The sequence below is a fragment of the Embleya sp. L77 genome (assembly GCF_055557415.1).
Map to the genome: position 1 here is coordinate 2,692,228 of NZ_CM145709.1, position 19,382 is coordinate 2,711,609.

At 70.7% G+C, this 19,382-nt stretch carries 17 protein-coding genes; 2 read left to right on the top strand and 15 right to left on the bottom strand.

All coding sequences use genetic code 11. The features are described 5' to 3' along the window. The first annotated feature begins 102 nt into the window (after positions 1-102). Positions 103-444 carry a VOC family protein gene (locus tag ACZOOI_RS11185; RefSeq protein ID WP_465280520.1) on the top strand — a complete coding sequence of 114 codons (342 nt, stop codon included), beginning with the start codon at positions 103-105 and terminating at the stop codon, positions 442-444. A 96-nt stretch (positions 445-540) separates the two neighbouring features. Here ACZOOI_RS11185 and ACZOOI_RS11190 read toward each other — a convergent pair whose 3' ends face one another. Both ACZOOI_RS11190 and ACZOOI_RS11195 read right to left on the bottom strand, forming a co-directional pair. Beyond that, complete coding sequence (locus ACZOOI_RS11190) at positions 541-1,014, bottom strand: GtrA domain-containing protein (protein WP_465280521.1); 474 nt, start codon at positions 1,012-1,014, stop codon at positions 541-543. Between the two features lie 124 nt (positions 1,015-1,138). After that, the gene (locus tag ACZOOI_RS11195; RefSeq protein WP_465281165.1) at positions 1,139-1,633 is read right to left on the bottom strand and encodes a hypothetical protein; all 495 of its coding nucleotides are present in this window, start codon (positions 1,631-1,633) and stop codon (positions 1,139-1,141) included. A 142-nt stretch (positions 1,634-1,775) separates the two neighbouring features. On the opposite strand from ACZOOI_RS11195, the gene ACZOOI_RS11200 reads away from it, so the two are divergent. Beyond that, complete coding sequence (locus ACZOOI_RS11200; RefSeq protein ID WP_465280522.1) at positions 1,776-2,396, top strand: DUF6058 family natural product biosynthesis protein; 621 nt, start codon at positions 1,776-1,778, stop codon at positions 2,394-2,396. Positions 2,397-2,516: 120 nt separating this feature from the next. On the opposite strand, the gene ACZOOI_RS11205 is transcribed toward ACZOOI_RS11200, so the two are convergent. The 13 genes from ACZOOI_RS11205 to ACZOOI_RS11265 form a co-directional block, all read right to left on the bottom strand. Beyond that, positions 2,517-3,929, bottom strand: a complete 1,413-nt coding sequence (locus tag ACZOOI_RS11205) for a S8 family serine peptidase (RefSeq protein ID WP_465280523.1) — start codon at positions 3,927-3,929, stop codon at positions 2,517-2,519. A gap of 89 nt (positions 3,930-4,018) precedes the next feature. Beyond that, positions 4,019-4,945, bottom strand: coding sequence for an ABC transporter permease (locus tag ACZOOI_RS11210; RefSeq protein ID WP_465280524.1), 927 nt, complete (start codon positions 4,943-4,945; stop codon positions 4,019-4,021). Next, the gene (locus tag ACZOOI_RS11215) at positions 4,932-5,885 is read right to left on the bottom strand and encodes an ABC transporter ATP-binding protein (protein WP_465280525.1); all 954 of its coding nucleotides are present in this window, start codon (positions 5,883-5,885) and stop codon (positions 4,932-4,934) included. The genes ACZOOI_RS11210 and ACZOOI_RS11215 overlap by 14 nt, the downstream gene beginning before the upstream one ends. Beyond that, complete coding sequence (locus tag ACZOOI_RS11220; RefSeq protein ID WP_465280526.1) at positions 5,882-6,952, bottom strand: LolA family protein; 1,071 nt, start codon at positions 6,950-6,952, stop codon at positions 5,882-5,884. The genes ACZOOI_RS11215 and ACZOOI_RS11220 overlap by 4 nt, the downstream gene beginning before the upstream one ends. A 247-nt stretch (positions 6,953-7,199) precedes the next feature. Beyond that, positions 7,200-8,210: a polyprenyl synthetase family protein gene (locus ACZOOI_RS11225; RefSeq protein ID WP_391585450.1), complete on the bottom strand. Its 1,011-nt coding sequence runs from the start codon at positions 8,208-8,210 to the stop codon at positions 7,200-7,202. Positions 8,211-8,253: 43 nt separating this feature from the next. After that, positions 8,254-9,840, bottom strand: coding sequence for an NADH-quinone oxidoreductase subunit NuoN (nuoN, locus tag ACZOOI_RS11230; protein ID WP_465280527.1), 1,587 nt, complete (start codon positions 9,838-9,840; stop codon positions 8,254-8,256). A 2-nt stretch (positions 9,841-9,842) separates the two neighbouring features. Continuing rightward, complete coding sequence (locus ACZOOI_RS11235) at positions 9,843-11,480, bottom strand: NADH-quinone oxidoreductase subunit M (protein WP_465280528.1); 1,638 nt, start codon at positions 11,478-11,480, stop codon at positions 9,843-9,845. A 64-nt stretch (positions 11,481-11,544) separates the two neighbouring features. Beyond that, positions 11,545-13,479: an NADH-quinone oxidoreductase subunit L gene (gene nuoL, locus ACZOOI_RS11240; RefSeq protein ID WP_465281166.1), complete on the bottom strand. Its 1,935-nt coding sequence runs from the start codon at positions 13,477-13,479 to the stop codon at positions 11,545-11,547. A gap of 70 nt (positions 13,480-13,549) precedes the next feature. After that, on the bottom strand, positions 13,550-13,849 hold the full coding sequence (nuoK, locus tag ACZOOI_RS11245) for an NADH-quinone oxidoreductase subunit NuoK (protein WP_020549317.1): 300 nt from the start codon (positions 13,847-13,849) through the stop codon (positions 13,550-13,552). Beyond that, positions 13,846-14,850 carry an NADH-quinone oxidoreductase subunit J gene (locus tag ACZOOI_RS11250; RefSeq protein ID WP_465280529.1) on the bottom strand — a complete coding sequence of 335 codons (1,005 nt, stop codon included), beginning with the start codon at positions 14,848-14,850 and terminating at the stop codon, positions 13,846-13,848. Before ACZOOI_RS11250 ends, nuoK begins: the two co-directional genes overlap by 4 nt. Next, on the bottom strand, positions 14,847-15,431 hold the full coding sequence (nuoI, locus tag ACZOOI_RS11255) for an NADH-quinone oxidoreductase subunit NuoI (protein ID WP_465280530.1): 585 nt from the start codon (positions 15,429-15,431) through the stop codon (positions 14,847-14,849). The genes ACZOOI_RS11250 and nuoI overlap by 4 nt, the downstream gene beginning before the upstream one ends. Before the next feature lie 4 nt (positions 15,432-15,435). Then, the gene (gene nuoH / locus ACZOOI_RS11260; protein ID WP_465281167.1) at positions 15,436-16,764 is read right to left on the bottom strand and encodes an NADH-quinone oxidoreductase subunit NuoH; all 1,329 of its coding nucleotides are present in this window, start codon (positions 16,762-16,764) and stop codon (positions 15,436-15,438) included. Between the two features lie 11 nt (positions 16,765-16,775). Continuing rightward, positions 16,776-19,382: an NADH-quinone oxidoreductase subunit G gene (locus ACZOOI_RS11265; RefSeq protein WP_465280531.1), complete on the bottom strand. Its 2,607-nt coding sequence runs from the start codon at positions 19,380-19,382 to the stop codon at positions 16,776-16,778.

Genomic DNA, 19,382 nt, shown 5'->3' on the forward strand with positions numbered 1-19,382 from the left:
CTTCAGCGTAGTTACGGGTCCGACCCCGCAGTACCCTTCCCGATCCGGTTCACCCGATCGGGCAGCGGTGGGGGATCGAAGACACGTCCTAGGCTCTCGCGTATGCGCATAGACCTGCATCAGATCGTTGTGGATGCCCGGGAGCCGGGGGTGTTGGTCCGGTTCTGGGCCGGGTTGTTGGGTGGGGAGCCGGTGGATCGGGAGCGGGGTTGGTCGCACGTCGAACCGCCCGGCTCGGCGCGGATGGCGTTCCAGCCGGTGTCGGAGGACAAGGCCGGGAAGAACCGGCTGCATCTGGACCTGCGGGTGGCCGATCTGGACGCGGCGGTGGCGCTGGCGATCTCCCTCGGGGCGAGTGCGCGCGGACCCGTGGTCACCGACGAGCAGGGGTCGTTCCGGGTGATGCTCGATCCGGAGGGCAACGAGTTCTGCTTCGTCGGCTGACGCGACGACGGGTCGGCTCGAACGGGGAGTCGGCGGGACACAGTCGCCGTTCCCCGCGAGCCGACCCGTCGGTCGTCGCGGTTGTCGCCGGGCCGGTCAGGCGGCCGTCACGACCGCTTCGCGGGCGAGCACGCGCGGCGTGGCCTGCGGGCTCTTCTTCGCGAAGATCACCAGTCGCATGAAGGCGAACCGGCCGATGCCGGCGAGGCCGGAGGCCGAGAGGTAGACCGCCTGCTCGACCAGGACGCCGGCGTTCGGCTCGATCGCGCGCAGGATCAGCATCGCGGCGGTGGTGAACAGGTAGCAGACCAACACCGTCAGCGCCGCCTTGACGTGGTCGCTCTTGCCGGGCTTGTCCCGGCCGAAGGTGAACCGGCTGTGCAGCTCGGTCGCGATCAGCGTCGAGCCGACCGTCACCAGCGCGTTGGCGGCGGCGAACGGCACGTGGCCGGACAGCAGGACCAGCGTCGCGCTGCTCGCGAGGCCGACACCGCCGCCGAAGACGACGAAGCGGACGAAGGAGCCGATCACTCCGGGTGCCTTGGCGGTGGTGGTGCTCGTGGTGTCCATGTCCAAGAGCATCCGCCGCACCGCCGGCAGCCCCCGCACAGACCGCTGACCACCCCCACAACCCGCTGTCAGCGCCGACCCCGACTCCCGTCAGCCTGTCAGCGCACGCCTGTGACCTGGGCATTCACCCGAAGTTCCAGTCTGCCGGCAGCTCCGTCGCGCAACACGCACAGACGAAGTCGCCCTCCTTGACCACGTTGCGCTCGCCGCAATCCGGGCACCGACGGAAGACGAACTCGTGAGTGAAGCCCTCGGGGTGCGCCACCCCGATCCGCGCGAGTGCCGCGGCCACCGCCGGCCACGAGCCCGGCTCCGGGCAGTAGCCGGTCGACTGGTTGCCGACCTCGACCACCGCCCACGCCCCACCCTCGATCCCGAACGCGATCTCCCCCGCGCCGAGCACCCGCTCGCCACCCGCGCAGGCCACGTGCTCACTGCGCCGCGGCGCGAGCCGCAACAGCCCGTCCAGCCCCACCACATACGTGAAGGGCTCGTCGTGCTCCTGCGCCTCGACCCAGGTCGCGAATTCGGCCGCCGATCGGATCGGCCGGCCCGCGGAATCGGCCCGCACGACCTCGGCCCGGATGTCCGCCGGTCCGACATACCCGTAGTCGCGCATGGAGGCACTCACCTCACCACTGTGGCAGGTCGGCCCCGGGTAGCACTCGGATGCTTCGGCGTGCGGCGAAGGGTTGGGGGTCTAGCGTCCGGGGCGTACGACGGAGGGCCTTCGGCGACGGAGGCGGAGTGGGAGGTGGGCGATGGCGGGGCAGCGTGGCGAGGGGGCGGCGGCGCGGGCCGTGGCGGCGCGGTTTCGGGAGGTCAACGGGGACCACGCGATGACGCCGGCGGACGACGCGTACGTGAATCGGCAGTTCGTCGAGCTGGGCGCGCTATGCAGGCAGGTCGGGCGCGATCCGGACGAGGTACGCGAACTGATGTTGGCCCGGTCGTTGCCGCTGCCCTCCTATCTGCGCTCGGACGGCGCCGAGATGGTGCCCGCCGACCTGTTCGCCCTCGCCGACGCGGCCGGCGGCCCGGATCGGCTGCGGGCCTGGTTCGTTGGGCACTGGTCCGATGCGGACGAGGGCGAACAGGAGTGGGACGCCTACCTCAGCGGCCGATACGTCTGCCTGCACACGGTGTCCCCGGCCACGATCCGCCGCAAGGGCGAACTGGTCGCCGCGATCGAGGCCGCCCTGGCCGCAGCCGACGCGAACTCCCCCGCACCGGCCGCCGCGCTGTCTGCCCTGGTCGACGAACTCGACGCCCTGGAGCCGGACTTCACCGACTACGACCGCCTCCGCTTCGGCGGCCCCGTCTCCCGCGACACCCACATCACCGCCCTGCGCACCCACCGGCCGCCGGTCGGCGCGCAGTGACGACCGGAGTGCGTCGACGACGGTCCTCGACGCACCCGAGAAGCCGCACACGGCGAGCGTGTGTGCGCGAAAGCATGGCCCACTTCCGTCCGGCGACCGGGACCGGCCTCGACGACCCGGTCAGCTCACCGGCTGCACCGCGCGCAACGCGTCGACCAGGCCGTGGCCGTGGAACGAGTCGACGTCGCCCGCGGCGACACACGGAGCCGTGCACGGCGGCCTGGTCGCCGTTGCGTACAACCGGGCCGTGATCGCCCCCGGCCCCCACGTCGGATGCGTGGAGGCGATCAGCGCGGCCACCCCGGTCACCGCCGGCGCGGCCATCGACGTGCCCTGCTTCCGGGCCCAGCCGCCCTCGTCCGACGTGGACAACACACCTTCGCCGCCCGCCGCGACGTCGCCGCCGGGTCCGGCCAGATCCACCACGCCCAGGCCCGTGTTCGAATAGCCGGCCCGCCGGCCGTTCGCGCCGACCGCGGCGACCGTGATCACGCCCGGGAGTTCGGCGGGCAGCTCGCGGCACGCGTCGGTCACCGGCCGCGGTTGCGCCGGCGGGCCGGTGGGCGCGTCGTTCGGGCTGTGCGGGTCCACCGTCTTGTGGGCGAGGTCGTAGGCGTCGTTGCCGGCCGCCGCGATCGACAACACGCCCCGCTCCGCCGCGTACGCCGCCGCCCGCCGCACCGCCTCGTGGATCACCGCCTGGTCCTCGTCGTCCGGACACAGCAGCCACCACGGATCGTTGTAGTAGCTGTGGTTGGCGATCCGCAGCCCCCGGTCCGCATGTTCGGCCAGCCAGACGAACCCGCATACGCTCGCCTCGCCGTGGAACAGCGTGTCCGCGTCGCCGATCCGCAGCGCCGCGATCCGCACCCTCGGCGCCACCCCCAACACGCCGCTCCCGTCCCGCGCCGCGGCGATGGTGCCGGCCACGTGGGTGCCGTGATCCGAACGCGGTGCCCGCCAGGCCGCGTCCGCCCGGATCGGCCGGCCCGTCGAGCAGTCCACGGACAGTGCGGCATCGAAGTTCGGTGCCAGATCCGGATGCCGATCGTCCACACCCGAGTCGGCCACCGCGACCACCACGTCCGCACTGCCCTCGGTGATCCGCTGCGCCTCGTACGCGCGCACCATCGCCAGATTCCACTGCGCCGCCTCGGCCGGATCCGAAACGGCCCCGCCGGCCCGCGCCTCCGCCCGCCCCCGCTCCTGCTCCCCCGCGCCCGCCCCGGTCCGCAGCGGCACCGTGCGCGTGGCCCCCACCCGCGCCACCCCCGGCCGCCCACGCACCGCCGCCGCGAACCCCGGCCCGCCGTGCGCCACCACAACACCGACCCGCCCGTACGCCTGCACCACCACACCCCCGGCCCGACGCACCGCCGACTCGGCGAGCGCCGTCCCGGCCGTCCCGACCGCGGGCGTCAACACCAGGTACGAGTAGCTCTGCGCCGACGCGGCGTCGGCCGATGCCGCTGCGGGCACCGACCCGAACACCGCGGCCGCGGCCGCCGACAGCATCGCGATCGCCGTGCGCATCCTCATATCGCCGTACTTGCACACGAGACACTCGGGCCAACCGGACATTCACCCGGACGAGTCGCCGCCCTCGGCCGGCCCGGTCCGGCTCACGTGGTGATGTCGCGCTCGGTCATCCGGGCCCAGGCCGCCGCACCGAAGATGGCCGTGTACGCCGTCTGGATACCGAGGTTGCGGATGATCTCGTCGGTCGGGATCGGATTCCGCAGCAGGTCGCCGAAGCTCATCCAGCCGTCGGTGAACAACCACGGGTGCAGCGCCGACAATTGCGGGATGCCGGTCAGGATCGCGGTCACGATGACCACGCCGACCGTGGTGGCCATCGCCGCCACCGGCACCGTGGTCAGCGTCGAGACGAACAACCCGATCGCCGCGAGGCCCACCAGCGAGGCCGCCACGCACAGCGCGATCAGCAACGCCCGCCAGGACGCCTCGCCCATCGAGATGGTGTCGCCGGTCAGCAGCGGCACGTCGCCCATCGGGAACAGCGCGGCGCCCACCACCAGCGCGGACAGCGCGACCGTGAGCGTCGCGGCCAGGCAGAACGCCAGCACACCGGCGAACTTGACCACCAGCAACCGGGTGCGACCGGCCGGCGCGACCAGCAGATAACGCAGCGTCCCCGCGTGCGCCTCGCCCGCGATCGAGTCGCCCGCCACCACGCCGACCGTCATCGGCAGGAAGAACGGCAGCGCGGCGGCCAGGGACGCGAACACCAGGAACAACCCGTTGCCGGTCACCTGGTTCACGAAGTCCATCGACCCGCCGCCACCGCCCCCGCCCGAGGAGCGGCCGTCGTGGAAGTAGCGCAACGCGACCCCGAGGATGACCGGTACGACGGCCAGGAAGCCCAGCATCGCGGCTGTGCGCGGGCGCAGGAAGACCAGGCGCAACTCGCTGCGCATCAGCCCGCGCAGCCGCGGCGCCCGCTCGGACCCGAACGTCTCGCTCGCCGTCGAGTACCGGAACGCGGGCGACAGGACACCCGTCTTGGGCAGTGCGTCAGTCGGTGACATCGAAGCCTTCTCCGGTCAGGGCGACGAACGCGTCCTCCAGGGACGGTCGCGCCAGGGTGAACGAACGTACGCGCACGTCGGCGCGGACCAGCGCCGCGCAGACCTCGTCGGGCTCCAGCGGCGCCGGATCGGCCTCGACGCCGTCGCGGGTGGTGACGATGTCCGTCGCGCCGAGCCTGTCCAGCACCACGACCGCCGCCTCCGCGTCGGGAGTCGTGACGACCAGCCGGGCCCGGGTGCCGGCGCGCAGGGATTCCACCGTGCCCTGCGTGATCAGCCTGCCGTGGCTCATCACCGCCACGTCCGTGCACACCTGCTCGATCTCGTCCAACAGGTGCGAGGACAGGAACACCGTCGTACCGTCCGCGGCCAACCCGCGGATCAGCGCCCGGATCTCACGCATCCCCTGCGGGTCCAGGCCGTTGGTCGGCTCGTCGAGCACCAGCAGGTCGCGCGGTCGCAGCAGCGCGGACGCGATGCCCAGCCGCTGCTTCATGCCCAGCGAGTAGGCCCGCGCCTTGCGCCCGGCCACCGCCGTCAGGCCGACCTTGGCCAGCGCCTGGTCCACCCGGGCGGCGCGCGTGCGCGGGTTTGAGGTGGGGTCGGCGGCGTCCAGTCGGTCCAGGTTCTGCCGGCCCGTCAGGAAGCCGTAGTGGGCCGGGCCTTCGATCAGCGCGCCGACCCTGGGCAACACCTGCCCGACGGCCCCGGGCATGGGGCCGTCGAGCAGGGTGACCGAACCGCCGGTCGGCCGGATCAGGCCGAGCAGCATCCGGATGGTCGTGGTCTTGCCGGAACCGTTGGGCCCGAGGAACCCGAAGACGGAGCCGGCCGGCACGGTCAGGTCGAGTCCGTCCACGGCGAGCCGGTCCCGGCCGTAGCGCTTGGACAGCCCCTCGGTACGGATCGCGGCGGTGCCGGCCGCCGTGGACGCGGTCATCGCTGTGCCGCGATCCGCTGGAGCGTGTCGGCGTCGACCGCGCCGGCGAAGACCCGGCCCGAGTCGGTGCTCAGCACGTTCACCAGACGCGTGTTGATCAGCGTCCCGCCCGGAACCGGCTTGCCCAGCTTGCCCAACAGCCGGGTGGCCTCCTTGGCGTCGCCGCCGGCGGGCAGCTCGACCACGGTCGCCCAGCCCGCACCGAGCAGGCCCGGGTCGGCATGCCCCCCGGTCGGCGCCGCCGGCGTGCTCGGCGTGCCGGGTGCCTGGGGCCGTGCCTCGTTCGGTGCGACCTCCTTGACCTGCGCCCCGGCCGGCGGCTTGAAGTCGAAGGTGCCGGCCGCGGGCTTGTCGTACGAGATCTGCTCGAAGCCGATGTCGATCGCGGGCTTGCCGCCCTTGACGGTGTCCACCGTCACCCGCAGCGGCACCCCGGTCTTCGCGTCCACGAACACCGTCGCGGCGGCGATCAGGCTGCCCTGGGCCTTGGGCGCGAAGCGCAGCTTGTACACGTCGTGCCCGGCGACCCGGCCGGTCCCGTCGGCCCGGACGTCGGTGGTCGGGCCGACCAGGTCGAGCAGTTGCCGGGCCACGTCCTGCGGCGTGGTCGGCACCAGCGACGCGACGTCGGGCCGGCCCTGGTCGACCGTGCCGTGCGTCACCGCGTGCGCGCGGCTGTCGTAGGTCCACACGTCGCGGCCGTTGTGGATGACGTTGTACTCGGCCAGGTCGGACATGATGCCGATGCGCTGCCGGTCCGGGCCGTCCAGGGCCACCTGGAGCCTGTTGGTGCCGGACAGCAGTGCCTGCGGGCCGTTGCCGCCGGCCTTGCCGGGCAGGGCGGGCAGGCCCAGGTCGGTGTCGATGCGGACGGTGCCGGTGAGCGCGTCGGCCCGGGCGGCGGCCACCTTGGCGACGAGTTGGTCGGCGGTCTGCTCCGGTAGCCCCGGATGCGAGTCGTCGGCGAATGCGGTCGGGCCGAAGGTCACGGCACCGACGGTTGCCGCCGCGATCGCGGCCGGCACCGCGAAGCGCCACGGAACGGAACGGCGGGTGGTGCGAGTCATGGAGCTTGCCCCCTGATTCGAGTGTCGAATGCGACACCACAAGGGGATCATCGGGACCGGCCACTCGGCGTCCGCCGAACGTCACCGGAAAACGTCCACCTCAAGACGTGCGGTACGCCCGAGCACAGGACTTGATGCTGACTCGCCACCCCACGCGCTACTCCCGAGGGAGCAGCCGCCGAGCACTCCCGCAGAAGACCGCAGCCCGCCCACCCGACGTCACGGGTGGGCGGGCCGCACCGAAAAACTACGCGCTACGCTCCACGACCAACTCGCACAGCGAGGCCAACGCCTGCTTGGCACTGCACTCCGGCAGCGGCGCCAGAACCTCCCGAGCAGCTTCGGCATAGCGCCGCGTGTCCTCGCGGGCCTTCGCCAGCGCCGGATGCCCGCGCAGCAGCGAAAGCGCCTCCGCGTGCTCGTCGTCGTCCGTGATCGGCCCGTCCAGGAGTTCGAGCAGGTGCCGGTCGGCCGCCGGCGACGAACCGGTCACCCCCGCCCGCAGGTGCAGCACCGGCAGCGTGGGCACGCCCTCGCGCAGGTCGGTCCCCGGCGTCTTGCCGGACTCGGTCGCCTCGCTGGCGATGTCGAGCACGTCGTCGGCCAGTTGGAACGCGACGCCGAACCGCTCGCCGTACCGGGTCAGGATGTCCACCACGTGCTCGTCCGCACCCGCGAACATCGCGCCGAACTGGCCGGATGCCGCGATCAGCGAGCCGGTCTTGTCCGCCATCACCGACAGGTAGTGCTCGACCGGGTCGTCGCCCGGGCCCGGGCCGACCGTCTCGCGGATCTGCCCGGTCACCAGCCGGGCGAACGCCCGAGCCTGGATCCGCACCGCCTCGTTGCCCAGGTCGGCGACGATCTCCGAGGCCCGGGCGAACAGGAAGTCGCCGGTCAGGATCGCCACCGAGTTGTCCCACCGGGAGTTGGCGCTGGGTGCGCCGCGCCGCAGCGGGGCCTCGTCCATCACGTCGTCGTGGTACAGCGTGGCCAGGTGGGTCAGTTCGCACACCACCGCCGCCGGCACCACGCCCGGCGCCTGCCAGTCGCCGAATTGGGCGGCGAGCAGCACCAGCAGAGGCCGGAACCGCTTGCCGCCCGCCTCGACCAGATGCCGCGAGGTCTGCGTCAGGTAGGGGAACTCGCTCTTGGTGGCCGCCAGGAGCTCCTGCTCCACGGCGGCCATCCCCGCCCTGATCTCGGCGTCGAGAGTCTCGTCCGTGACGCTCAGCCCGAAGGGCCCCACGATCGCCATGACGGTTCTCTCCTGTCGATCACGCAGAGTCTCTGCGTCTTGCTTAATGGACGAACAAGGCTGCCTTGTCCGCGAGGTCCAGTACCGGCTGCGGGAGGATGCCAAGGACCACGGTAACGGCTACCCCGAGCGCGATGGCAGCGGTGGTCATCACGCTCGGTACGACAACCGTCGGACCGTCGGCCTTGGGCTCCGAGAAGAACATCAACACGATCACCCGCACGTAGAAGAACGCGGCGATCGCGCTGCACAGCACACCGACCACCACGAGGCTGCCCGCGCCGCCTCGCGCCGCCGCCTGGAAGACCGCGAACTTTCCGGCGAAACCGCTGGTCAGCGGGATGCCGGCGAAGGCGAGCAGGAACAGTGCGAACACTCCTGCGACCAGCGGGGAACGCCTGCCCAGACCCGCCCAGTGGGACAGGTGGGTCGCCTCGCCGCGGGCGTCGCGGACCAATGTGACGACCGCGAATGCACCCAGGGTGACGAACCCATAGGCCACAAGGTAGAACATCGTGGACGACACGCCCGCGTCGTTCATCGCGATCATTCCGGTCAGGATGAAACCCGCGTGGGCAATCGAGGAGTAGGCGAGGAGCCGCTTCACGTCGGTCTGGGTGATCGCGATGATCGCGCCGGCGACCATGGTCGCGATCGCGACGCCGATCATCACCGGCCGCCAGTCCCAGCGCATGCCCGGCAGCGCGACGTAGAAGAAGCGCATCATCGCGCCGAACGCGGCGACCTTGGTGGCCGCCGCCATGAACCCGGTGATCGGGGTCGGCGCGCCCTGGTACACGTCCGGCGTCCAGGAGTGGAACGGCACCGCGCCGACCTTGAAGAGCAGGCCGACGGCCACCATCGCGAGCCCGATCAGCAGCAGCGCGTCGTTGTCCATCGCACCGGCCGAGGCGACCCCGATCTTGTCCAGCGAGACGCTGCCCGAGTAGCCGTACAGCATGGCCACGCCGAACAGGAAGAACGCCGAGGAGAACGCGCCGAGCAGGAAGTACTTGAGCGCGGCCTCCTGGGAGAGCAGCCGGTTACGCCGGGCCAGCCCGCACAGCAGGTACAGCGGCAGGGACAGGATCTCCAGCGCGACGAACATCATCAGCAGGTCGTTCGCCGCCGGGAAGAGCAGCATGCCCACCAGCGAGAACATGGTCAGCGGGTAGACCTCGGTCTGCGTCCAGCCCGCCGCCGCCGCGTCCTTCTCCTGCTGACTGCCGGGCGCCGCCGCGGCCTGCGGGGCGAACGCGTCGCCGCCGGCCGGTTCCAGCCTGCGCTCACCGATCAGCAGCACCGAGGCGATGCCGATCAGCAGCAGCGTGCCCTGGAGGAACAGCGACGGGCCGTCCACGGCGACCGCGCCCATCGCGGTGATGCTGCCGCGGTGGTCGTCCGGCAGGTCCCGGGCGAGCCAGACGACCGCGCCGAACGCGGCGATCATGCCGACCAGGGCCACCGTGAGCTGCGCGCGGTAGCGGGCCGGTCGGGGCAGGAACGCCTCGATCAGCACGCCCACCACGGCGACGCCCGCGATGATCAGGATCGGCGAGAGCTTGCCGTACTCGATGGTGGGCGCGTCCACCTTCGTCACGGCGAGCGTTGCCGTTGCGGCGGTGCTCATGCTCACTTGGAGCCTCCAGTGGTGTGCGCCTCGGTGCCCGCGGCCTGTTCGATGGGCTTGGTGGGCGCCGGGTCCTTCTGCTCCACCCGGCTGAGCGTGTGGTCCACGGCCGGGTTCACCGCGTCGAGCACCGGCTTGGGATAGACGCCGAGCACGAGCAGGAACGCGATCAGCGGTACCACGACCGCCAGTTCGCGTGGCACCAGGTCGCGGAGCTTTTCATTGCCCGGCCGCAGTGGGCCGGTCATCGTGCGTTGGTACAGCACCAGCACGTACAGGGCGGCGAGCACGATGCCGGTGGTGGCGAAGATCGCGGCCACCTTGTACTTCGCGAACGCGCCCACCAGCACCAGGAATTCGCTCACGAACGGGGCGAGCCCCGGCATCGAGAGGGTCGCGAGTCCGGCCACCAGGAACGTACCCGCGAGAACGGGGGCGACCTTTTGCACGCCGCCGAAGTCGGCGATCGTCCTGCTGCCGCGGCGGGTGATCAGGAAGCCCGCGATCAGCAGCAGGGCCGCGGTGGAGAAGCCGTGGTTGACCATGTACAGCGTCGCGCCCGACTGGCCCTGACTGGTCATCACGAAGATGCCCAGGATGATGAAGCCGAAGTGCGAGATGGACGTGTACGCGATCAGCCGCTTGATGTCGGTCTGGCCGACCGCGAGCAGCGCGCCGTAGATGATCCCGATCACCGCGAGTGTGATCACCACGGGAGCGAAGAACTTCGAGGCGTTCGGGAAGATCTCCAGGCAGAACCGCAACATCGCGAACGTGCCGACCTTGTCCACCATCGCGGTGACCAGCACCGCGATGCCGGGCGTGGCCTCGGTCATGGTGTCCGGCAGCCAGGTGTGGAACGGCCACAGCGGGGCCTTGACCGCGAACGCGAACATGAAGCCCAGGAACAGCGCCTTCTCCGCGGTCGGGTCGATGTCCAGCTGACCGGTGGCCACGGCCTGCGAGATCTTCACGAAGTCGAAGGTGCCGTTCCCGTCGATCCCGATGCCCTGGTTCGCGGTGGCCACGTACAGACCGACCACGGCGGCCAGCATGACCAGGCCGCCGAGCAGGTTGTAGAGCAGGAACTTCACTGCCGCGTACGAGCGTTGCGCGCCGCCGTAGCCGCCGATCAGGAAGTACATCGGGATCAGCATGGCTTCGAAGAAGACGTAGAACATGAACACGTCGGTGGCCGCGAAGGACACCACCACCATGGCCTCGACCAGCAGCATCAGCGCGAAGAACGCGTGCGTGCTGCGCGGCGCGGCCTTGCCGGCGCCGACCACGCCGTCGGCGCCCACCGGGGCGTCGTCCGCGTCGTGCCACGAGGCCAGGATCAGCAGCGGCATCAGCACCGCGGTGAGCAGGATCAGCACCAGGCCGATCCCGTCCACGCCCAGCGACCAGCGCACCCCGAACGAGGAGACCCAGCTGTAGCTCTCGGTGATCTGGAAGCGGTCGCCGTGATTGTCGAACTTGGTCGCGACCACGATCGCGACGGCGAGTGTGAGCAGGCTGAACAGCAGCGCCACGTTCTTGGCGAGCTTGCGCTTGCCGGCCGGCACGGCGGCGACGCACAGCCCGCCGACGAACGGCAGCGCCGCGAGCGTCGTCAGCCAGGGAAAGTGGCCGTTCATCGAAGTCCCTCCGCCAAGGCGCCTACGGGGTGGGCGATCTGGGGTCGTGTCCGGATGGTCATGTTCAGGCCATCCGAGCCATCAGCGTGCAGGCCACGACCAGCAGCGTGCCGCCGAACATGGACAGCGCGTACGAACGCACGAATCCGGTCTGCACCTTGCGCACGCGCGCCGAGGTGCCGCCGAAGAACGCCGCGAGTCCGCCCACGAATCCGTCCACGCCGCGGTTGTCGAACCACACGAGCAGGCGGGTCAGGTACTGGCCGGGCCGCATCACCAGGCCCTCGTTGACCGCGTCCTGGTACAGGTCCCGCCGCGCCGCGACGGTGACCAGGCTCGCGGCCGGCGCCACCGCGGGCACGTCCCGGCGGGCGTACTGCACGTAGGCCACCACCGAGCCGAGCGCGACCATCGAGAGCGCCAGACCGGTGACCGCCCACTCGCTCATCGGCAGGTCGCCGTGCGAGAAGCCGGTGACCGGCGTCAGCCATTTCACGAAGGACTCGTTGAGCACGAACAGGCCACCCGCGAACACCGATCCGAACGCGAGCAGGATCATCGGGCCGGTCATCGAGACCGGCGACTCGTGCGGGTGCGGCTCGTGCCAGTCGGCCGGGGCGCCGGCGGGCGCCTCCTTCCAGCGTTCCTTGCCGAAGAAGGTCATGAGCATCACGCGCGTCATGTAGTACGCGGTGAGTCCGGCCGCCACCAGGGTGACCGCGCCCAGGATCCACCCCGAGGTGCCGCCCTTGGCGAACGCCGCCTCGATGATCTTGTCCTTGGAGAAGAACCCGGACAGCAGCGGGAATCCGATGATCGCCAGATAGCCCAGGCCGAAGGTGACGAAGGTGATCGGCATGTACTTGCGCAGGCCGCCGTAGCGGCGCATGTCGACCTCGTCGTTCATGCCGTGCATGACCGAACCCGCGCCCAGGAACAGCCCGGCCTTGAAGAAGCCGTGCGTGACCAGGTGCATGATCGCGAACGCGTAGCCGATCGGACCCAGGCCCGCGGCCAGGATCATGTAGCCGATCTGGCTCATCGTGGAGGCGGCCAGCGCCTTCTTGATGTCGTCCTTGGCGCAACCCACGATCGCCCCGAACAGCACGGTGATCGCGCCGACGACGGTGACCGCCAATTGTGCGTCCGGCGAGGCGTTGAAGATCTCCGCGGACCGGGTGATCAGGTACACGCCGGCGGTGACCATGGTCGCCGCGTGGATCAGCGCGGAGACCGGGGTCGGACCCTCCATCGCGTCGCCGAGCCAGGCCTGGAGCGGGAACTGGGCCGACTTGCCGCACGCGGCGAGCAGCAACATCAGGCCGATCGCGGTCATCGTGCCGTCGCTCGCGCTCGCGCTGCCGCCGAGCACGTCGGCGAAGTCGAAGGTGCCGAACGTGGTGAACATCAGGAAGATCGCCACGGCCAGACCGAAGTCGCCGACGCGGTTCATGATGAACGCCTTCTTGGCGGCCGTCGCAGCGCTGGGCTTGTGCTGCCAGAAGCCGATCAGCAGGTAGGAGGCAAGCCCCACACCCTCCCAACCGGCGTACAGCAGAAGGTAGTTGTTCGCCAGCACCAGCAGCAGCATCGCCGCGACGAACAGGTTCAGGTAGGCGAAGAAGCGCCGACGGTTCTCGTCGTGCGCCATGTAGCCGATCGAGTAGATGTGGATCAGCGAGCCCACACCGGTGATCAGCAGCACGAACACGATGGACAACTGGTCGAGGTGCAGGCCGATGTCGGCCTGGAACTCGTTGACCGGCGCCCAGGTCCACAGGTGCTGGTCGACCGAGCGGTCCGCGTCGTCCTTGCCGAGCATGGTCACGAACATCAGCACGCCGACCACGAACGCCCCGAGGGCCATCGCGGTGCCGAGGATGTGGCCGAAGGCGTTGGTGCGCTTGCCACCGACGAGCAGCAGCAGCGCACCGAGCAGCGGCAGGCCGACGACCAGCCACAGCGCCGAGAACGCGCCACTTGCCGCGACGGAGTGCAGCCCGCCGCCACCCTCGTTGGCGAGCACGACGCCGGAGGCCAGGGAGGAGGTTTCGATCACCGGTTCCGACCTACCACTTCATGAGGCTGGCGTCGTCGACCGAGGCCGAACGGCGGCTGCGGAAGATGGCGATGATGATGGACAGTCCGACCACGACCTCGCATGCGGCGACGACCATCGTGAAGAACGCGATGATCTGGCCGTCGAGGTTGTCGTGCATGCGGCCGAACGTGACGAACGCGAGGTTGCACGCGTTCAGCATCAGTTCGACGCACATGAACACGACGATCGCGTTGCGCCGGAGCAGAACCCCGGCCGCGCCGATGGTGAACAACAGCGCGGACAGGTACAGGTAGTTCACCGGGTTCACGGGCGCCCCTCCTTGGAGCCTGCGCCGGCGGCAACCTCGTTGCCCGAGCCGTCGCCCGACGAAGAGTCGGCGTCGTCGTGTTCCTGCCGGGCGGTGGGCACCGGTGCGGACGCGGGACCGTCCGACTCGTCCGGCCACGCCTCGTCGTCGGTGTCCGCGCCGGCGGTCTCCAATTCGGCGACGCTGTGCACCGCTTCGGCGCTGACGTCGCGGATCTGGCCGCGTGCGCGCAGCGTGTCGTTGATCGACAACTGCGAGACGCTGCCGTCCGGCAGCAGCGCGGCCACGTCCACGGCGTTGTGCCGGGCGTACACCCCGGGCGTGGGCAGCGGCGCGACCTGCTTGTTCTCGCGCACCCGCTGCTCGGACAACTCGCGCTGGGTCTTGCGCGGCACCAGGCGTTCGCGGTGCGCGAGCACCATCGCGCCGACCGCCGCGGTGATCAGCAGCGCGCTGGTCATCTCGAAGGCCCAGATGTACTTGGTGAAGATCTGGTGCGCCAGGCCCTGGACGTTGCCCTCGGCCGCCGCGCGCACCGCCTCGTCGTTCGTCTCGGCCGGGTACACCGGCCGGCTGCCCGGCGTCTTGGTGGCCAGCGCGGTGAAGTGCGTGATGGACGCGTTGGCGATGGCCGACACCAGCAGGATGCCGAAGCCCAGGCCCAGCCCGGCGGCGGCGATCCGCTGACCCTTCAGCGTCTCCTTGAGCGAGTCCACCGAGGAGACGCCGACCAGCATCAGCACGAACAGGAACAACATCATGATCGCGCCGGTGTAGACCACGATCTGCACGATGCCCAGGAACACCGCGCCCTGGGCCAGGTAGAAGATCGCCAGGCACATCATCGTGGTGACCAGCGCGAGCGCGCTGTGCACCGCCTTCTTCATGAAGACGGTGGCCAGGGCGCCGATCAGCGCGACGGTGGCGAGCACCCAGAACTGCAGCGCCTCGCCGGTGGAGGTCTTGGTGACCTCGGCCGCGAAGTCGATTCCGGGACTCATCGGCCCGCCTCCGTCCCCTGCTCGTGCGCCTCGGCCGCCTCGCGGGGCTGCCCCTGGGTCACCGTGCCGGGCGCGGCCGCGGTGACCTTGCCCAGGTAGTAGTCGGTGTCGGTGGTGCCCGGGTACATCTCGTGCGGCGCCGGGACCATGCCCTCGTGCAGCGGCGCGAGCAGCTGTTCCTTGGTGAAGATCAGGCTCGCCCGGCTGGTGTCCGCGAGCTCGAACTCGTTGGTCATGGTCAGCGCCCGGGTCGGGCACGCCTCGATGCACAGGCCGCAGAAGATGCAGCGCAGGTAGTTGATCTGGTAGTTGCGGCCGTACCGCTCACCGGGCGAGAAACGCTCCTCGTCGGTGTTGTCGGCACCCTCCACGAAGATCGCGTCGGCGGGACACGCCCACGCGCACAACTCGCAGCCGATGCACTTCTCCAGGCCGTCGGCGTACCGGTTGAGCTGGTGCCGGCCGTGGAATCGCGGTGCGGTGACCTTCTTTTCGTACGGGTAGTACTCGGTGTTCGCCTTCTTGAACATCGTCGCGAAGGTGACACCGAACCCCGCGACCGGTCCGAGGAACTTGGGCACGGGTCTATGCCTCTCCTTCAGTGCGGTCGGCCGGAGGCTCCGCCGCGGCCGGCACCCCGACCGGCTCGGGTTTGCGCACGTTGCGGCGCGGCACCGGCGGGAGCTGTTGCCCCGGCATCGGCGGTACGGGGAACCCGCCCGCCATCGGGTCGAACGGTTCGGGTCCGGCCGCCTTCGCGTCCGCCTCCTCGTCCCGGTTCGGCGTGACCGCGTCCCACAGGATCGACAGCAGGAGCAGGGCGACCACGCCGCCGGCGACCCACAGCACGATCCGGGACTGCTCGTAGCCCTCGTTCTTGAGCGCGCGCACGGTGGCCACCAGCATCAGCCACACCAGCGAGAGCGGGATCAGCACCTTCCAGCCGATCTTCATGAACTGGTCGTAGCGGAACCGCGGCAGCGTGCCGCGCAGCCAGATGAACACGAAGATGAAGGCCTGGACCTTGAGGAAGTACCAAAGGAACGGCCACCAGCCGGAGTTGGCGCCTTCCCAGACCGCGGTGATCGGCCACGGCGCGAGGTAGCCGCCGAGGAAGAGCGTGGTCGCCAGCGAGCTGACCACCACCATGTTCACGTACTCGGCGAGGAAGAACAGCGCGAACTTCAGCGAGGAGTACTCGGTGTGGAATCCGCCGACCAGCTCGCCCTCGGCCTCGGGAAGGTCGAACGGCGCGCGGTTGGTCTCACCGATCATCGCGACGACGTAGATGATGAACGAGACCGGCAGCAGCACCGCGTACCAGGTGTCCTGCTGGGCGGCGACGATCTCCGAGGTGGACATCGAGCCGGAGTAGAGGAACACCGCCGCGAACGACAGGCCCATCGCGATCTCGTACGAGATCATCTGCGCCGAGCTGCGCAGCCCGCCGAGCAGCGGGTAGGTCGAGCCGGAGGACCAGCCCGCGAGCACGATGCCGTAGATGCCCACGGACGCGACCGCGAGGATGTAGAGGACCGCGACCGGCAGGTCGGTCAGCTGCAGGTGCGTGCGGTGCCCGAAGATGGAGACCTCGGGCCCGAAGGGGATCACCGCGAACGCCATGAACGCCGGGACCATCGCCACGATCGGGGCGATGATGTAGACGGCCTTGTCGGCGCCCTTGACGGTGATGTCCTCCTTGAGCGCGAGCTTCACGCCGTCCGCGAGGGACTGGAGCAGGCCCTGCGGGCCGGTGTACTTGGGCCCGATGCGCATCTGCATCCAGGCCACGACCTTGCGTTCCCACCAGATCGCGAACAGCGTCATGACGACGCAGAACGCGAAGATGAGCACCGCCTTGAGCAGGATCAGCCACCAGACGTCGGTACCGAACCCGACCGCGGCGAGCTGCATGCCGCTGTCCGTCACCGCTCCTCCTCATGAACGTGTGCGGTCCGACCGTTGAGGCCGGGGACGCCCGCCCGTCGCCCGTCGTCACCCTTGTTCGGAAGCACTTCGTGCCCCTTTCCGTTGGGGCCCTCCGCCTGGGCGAGATCGACCACGGCCGGCCGGATCTTGACCACCTCGCCCGCGCCCACCCGCAGTGCGCGCCGCACCGAGGAGCCGGGCGAGTTCGCGGGCAGGAAGACCACGCGCTCGGTCATGTCGGTGATGCGCAGCGGCAACGTGACCTCCCCGTGCAACGAGGTCACGGTGACGCCGCCCCCGTCCTCGGCGCCGATCTCGGCGGCCGTGGACGCACTCAGCCGGACCACCGGCGCACGCCGGGTGCCCGCCAGATGCGGTTCGCCGTCCTGCCCGCGGCCCTCGTCCAGGAGCAGCCGCCAGGTGGCGAGTACGGCTTCGCCCGCACCGGGGCGCGGGAGTTCGCGGGCCAGGCCCTCGGGGGCGGGCCCCCGGTCGCCGCTCCACCGGCCCAGCCGGCGCAGTTCGCGGCGGGCGGCGGTCAGCGAGGGCAGGTCGATCGGGGTGCCCTCGCGCTCCTCGGCCATCGCCTCGGCGATCGCGTCGAGCACCCGCAGGTCGGACATCACCGCGGCCAGGTCGCCGGTGAGCTGGTCCTTCTTCAGCACGGTGGCGAACGGGCGTTCCCGGCCCTCCCAGTCGACGAAGGTGCCCGGCTTCTCGGCGGGCGCGGCGACCGGGAAGACCACGTCGGCGCGTTCGGTGACCGCGCTGTGCCGCAGTTCCAGGCTGACCACGAAGCGGGCCGCGTCCAGCGCGGCGATCGCGCCGGCCGGGTCGGGCAGGTCGTCCACGTCGACGCCGCCGACCACGAGGGCGGCCAGGCGCTGTTCGCGGACCGCGGTGAGCATCGAGGTGGTGTCCAGGCCGTAGCCGCCGGGCAGGTCGGCGACCGCCCAGGCCGCGGCCACCTCGGCTCGGGCCGCCGGGTCGCTGACCGGTCGCCCGCCCGGAAGCAGGTTGTACAGCGCACCCGCGTCGAGTGCGCCGCGCTCGCCGGCCCGGCGCGGGATCCAGGCGAGGCGGGCGCCGGTGCTCGCGGCCAGTGCGGTGACCTCGGCCAGTGCGCCGGGCACGCCCGCCAGGCGCTCGCCCACGAGCACGATGGTGCCCGGTGTGCGCAGCAGGTCGGCGGCGCCGCGGGCGAGTTCGCCCTCGACCGCCGGGTCGCCGAGCGCGGAGAGCCACTCGGTCTCGGTGCCGGGGGCCGCGCGCAGCAGGGTGCCCTTCATCCGAACCAGGCCGGCCGAGGCGAACGGCGCGATGCCGTAGACCTTCAGGCCCTTGCGGGCGGCCTTGCGCAGCCGCAGGAACACGATCGGCGATTCGTCCTCGGGCTCGAATCCGACCAGGAGCACGCCGGGGGCCTTCTCCAGGTCGGCGTAGGTCACGCCGAGTCCGGTGCCGGCCACCTTGGCGGAGAGGAACTCGGCCTCCTCGGCGGAGTGCTCCCGGGCCCGGAAGTCGATGTCGTTGCTGTCGAGCGCGACCCGGGCGAACTTGCCGTAGGCGTAGGCGTCCTCCAGCGTGGCCCGGCCACCGACCAGGACGCCGGCGTTGCCGCGTGCGGCGGCGAGCCCGCGCGCGGCCACGCTCAGCGCCTCGGACCAGGACGCCGGAACCAGTTCGCCGCTCTCCTCGTCCCGAATCAGTGGGGAGGTGAGCCGGTCCTGCTGCGTGGCGTAACGGAACGCGAAGCGACCCTTGTCGCAGTTCCATTCCTCGTTGACCTCGGGCTCGTCGCCGGCGAGCCGGCGCAGCACCTTGCCCCGCCGGTGGTCCGCGCGCAGCGAGCACCCGGACGCGCAGTGCTCGCACGTGGTCGGGGAGGACACCAGGTCGAAGGGCCGGGCCCGGAAGCGGTACGCGGTCGAGGTGAGGGCGCCGACCGGGCAGATCTGGATCGTGTTGCCGGAGAAGTAGGACTCGAAGGGCTGCTTCTCGTAGATCCCGACCTGCTGGAGTGCGCCGCGTTCGATCAGCGCGATGAACGGATCGCCCGCGACCTGCTCGGAGAAGCGGGTGCAGCGTGCGCACAAGACGCAGCGCTCGCGGTCCAGCAGCACCTCGGAGGAGATCCGCAGCGGCTTGGGGAAGGTCCGCTTGACCTCGGCGAAGCGCGAGGTGGAACGTCCCGCGCTCATCGCCTGGTTCTGCAGCGGGCACTCGCCGCCCTTGTCGCAGACGGGGCAGTCCAGGGGGTGGTTGATCAGCAGCAGTTCCATCACCCCGTCCTGCGACTTCTTCGCGACCGGGGAGGTGAGTTGGGTGCGTACGACCATGCCGTCGGTGACGGTGGTGGTGCACGATGCGAGCGGTTTGCGCTGGCCCTCGACGTCGACCAGGCACTGCCGGCACGCGCCGACCGGGTCGAGCAGCGGGTGGTCGCAGAACCTGGGGATCTGGATGCCGATCAGCTCGGCGGCCCGGATCACCAGGGTGCCCTTGGGCACGGAGACGTCGATCCCGTCCACCGAGATGGTGACGAGGTCCTCCGGCTTGGGGGCCGGCGGCCCACCCGCGGGGGTGTTGGTCGTGACTGTCAT

Coding starts and splice junctions, on each gene's coding strand:
- ACZOOI_RS11205 (WP_465280523.1), bottom strand. CDS start 3,929: ATGCGCACGGCGATCGCGATGCTGTCGGCGGCCGCGGCCGCGGTGTTC.
- ACZOOI_RS11215 (WP_465280525.1), bottom strand. CDS start 5,885: ATGACCGCGTCCACGGCGGCCGGCACCGCCGCGATCCGTACCGAGGGG.
- ACZOOI_RS11225 (WP_391585450.1), bottom strand. CDS start 8,210: ATGGCGATCGTGGGGCCCTTCGGGCTGAGCGTCACGGACGAGACTCTC.
- ACZOOI_RS11250 (WP_465280529.1), bottom strand. CDS start 14,850: ATGAGTCCCGGAATCGACTTCGCGGCCGAGGTCACCAAGACCTCCACC.
- nuoN (WP_465280527.1), bottom strand. CDS start 9,840: ATGAGCACCGCCGCAACGGCAACGCTCGCCGTGACGAAGGTGGACGCG.
- ACZOOI_RS11190 (WP_465280521.1), bottom strand. CDS start 1,014: ATGGACACCACGAGCACCACCACCGCCAAGGCACCCGGAGTGATCGGC.
- ACZOOI_RS11195 (WP_465281165.1), bottom strand. CDS start 1,633: ATGCGCGACTACGGGTATGTCGGACCGGCGGACATCCGGGCCGAGGTC.
- ACZOOI_RS11235 (WP_465280528.1), bottom strand. CDS start 11,480: ATGAACGGCCACTTTCCCTGGCTGACGACGCTCGCGGCGCTGCCGTTC.
- ACZOOI_RS11210 (WP_465280524.1), bottom strand. CDS start 4,945: ATGTCACCGACTGACGCACTGCCCAAGACGGGTGTCCTGTCGCCCGCG.
- ACZOOI_RS11200 (WP_465280522.1), top strand. CDS start 1,776: ATGGCGGGGCAGCGTGGCGAGGGGGCGGCGGCGCGGGCCGTGGCGGCG.
- ACZOOI_RS11220 (WP_465280526.1), bottom strand. CDS start 6,952: ATGACTCGCACCACCCGCCGTTCCGTTCCGTGGCGCTTCGCGGTGCCG.
- nuoH (WP_465281167.1), bottom strand. CDS start 16,764: ATGCAGCTCGCCGCGGTCGGGTTCGGTACCGACGTCTGGTGGCTGATC.
- ACZOOI_RS11185 (WP_465280520.1), top strand. CDS start 103: ATGCGCATAGACCTGCATCAGATCGTTGTGGATGCCCGGGAGCCGGGG.
- ACZOOI_RS11265 (WP_465280531.1), bottom strand. CDS start 19,382: ATGACAGTCACGACCAACACCCCCGCGGGTGGGCCGCCGGCCCCCAAG.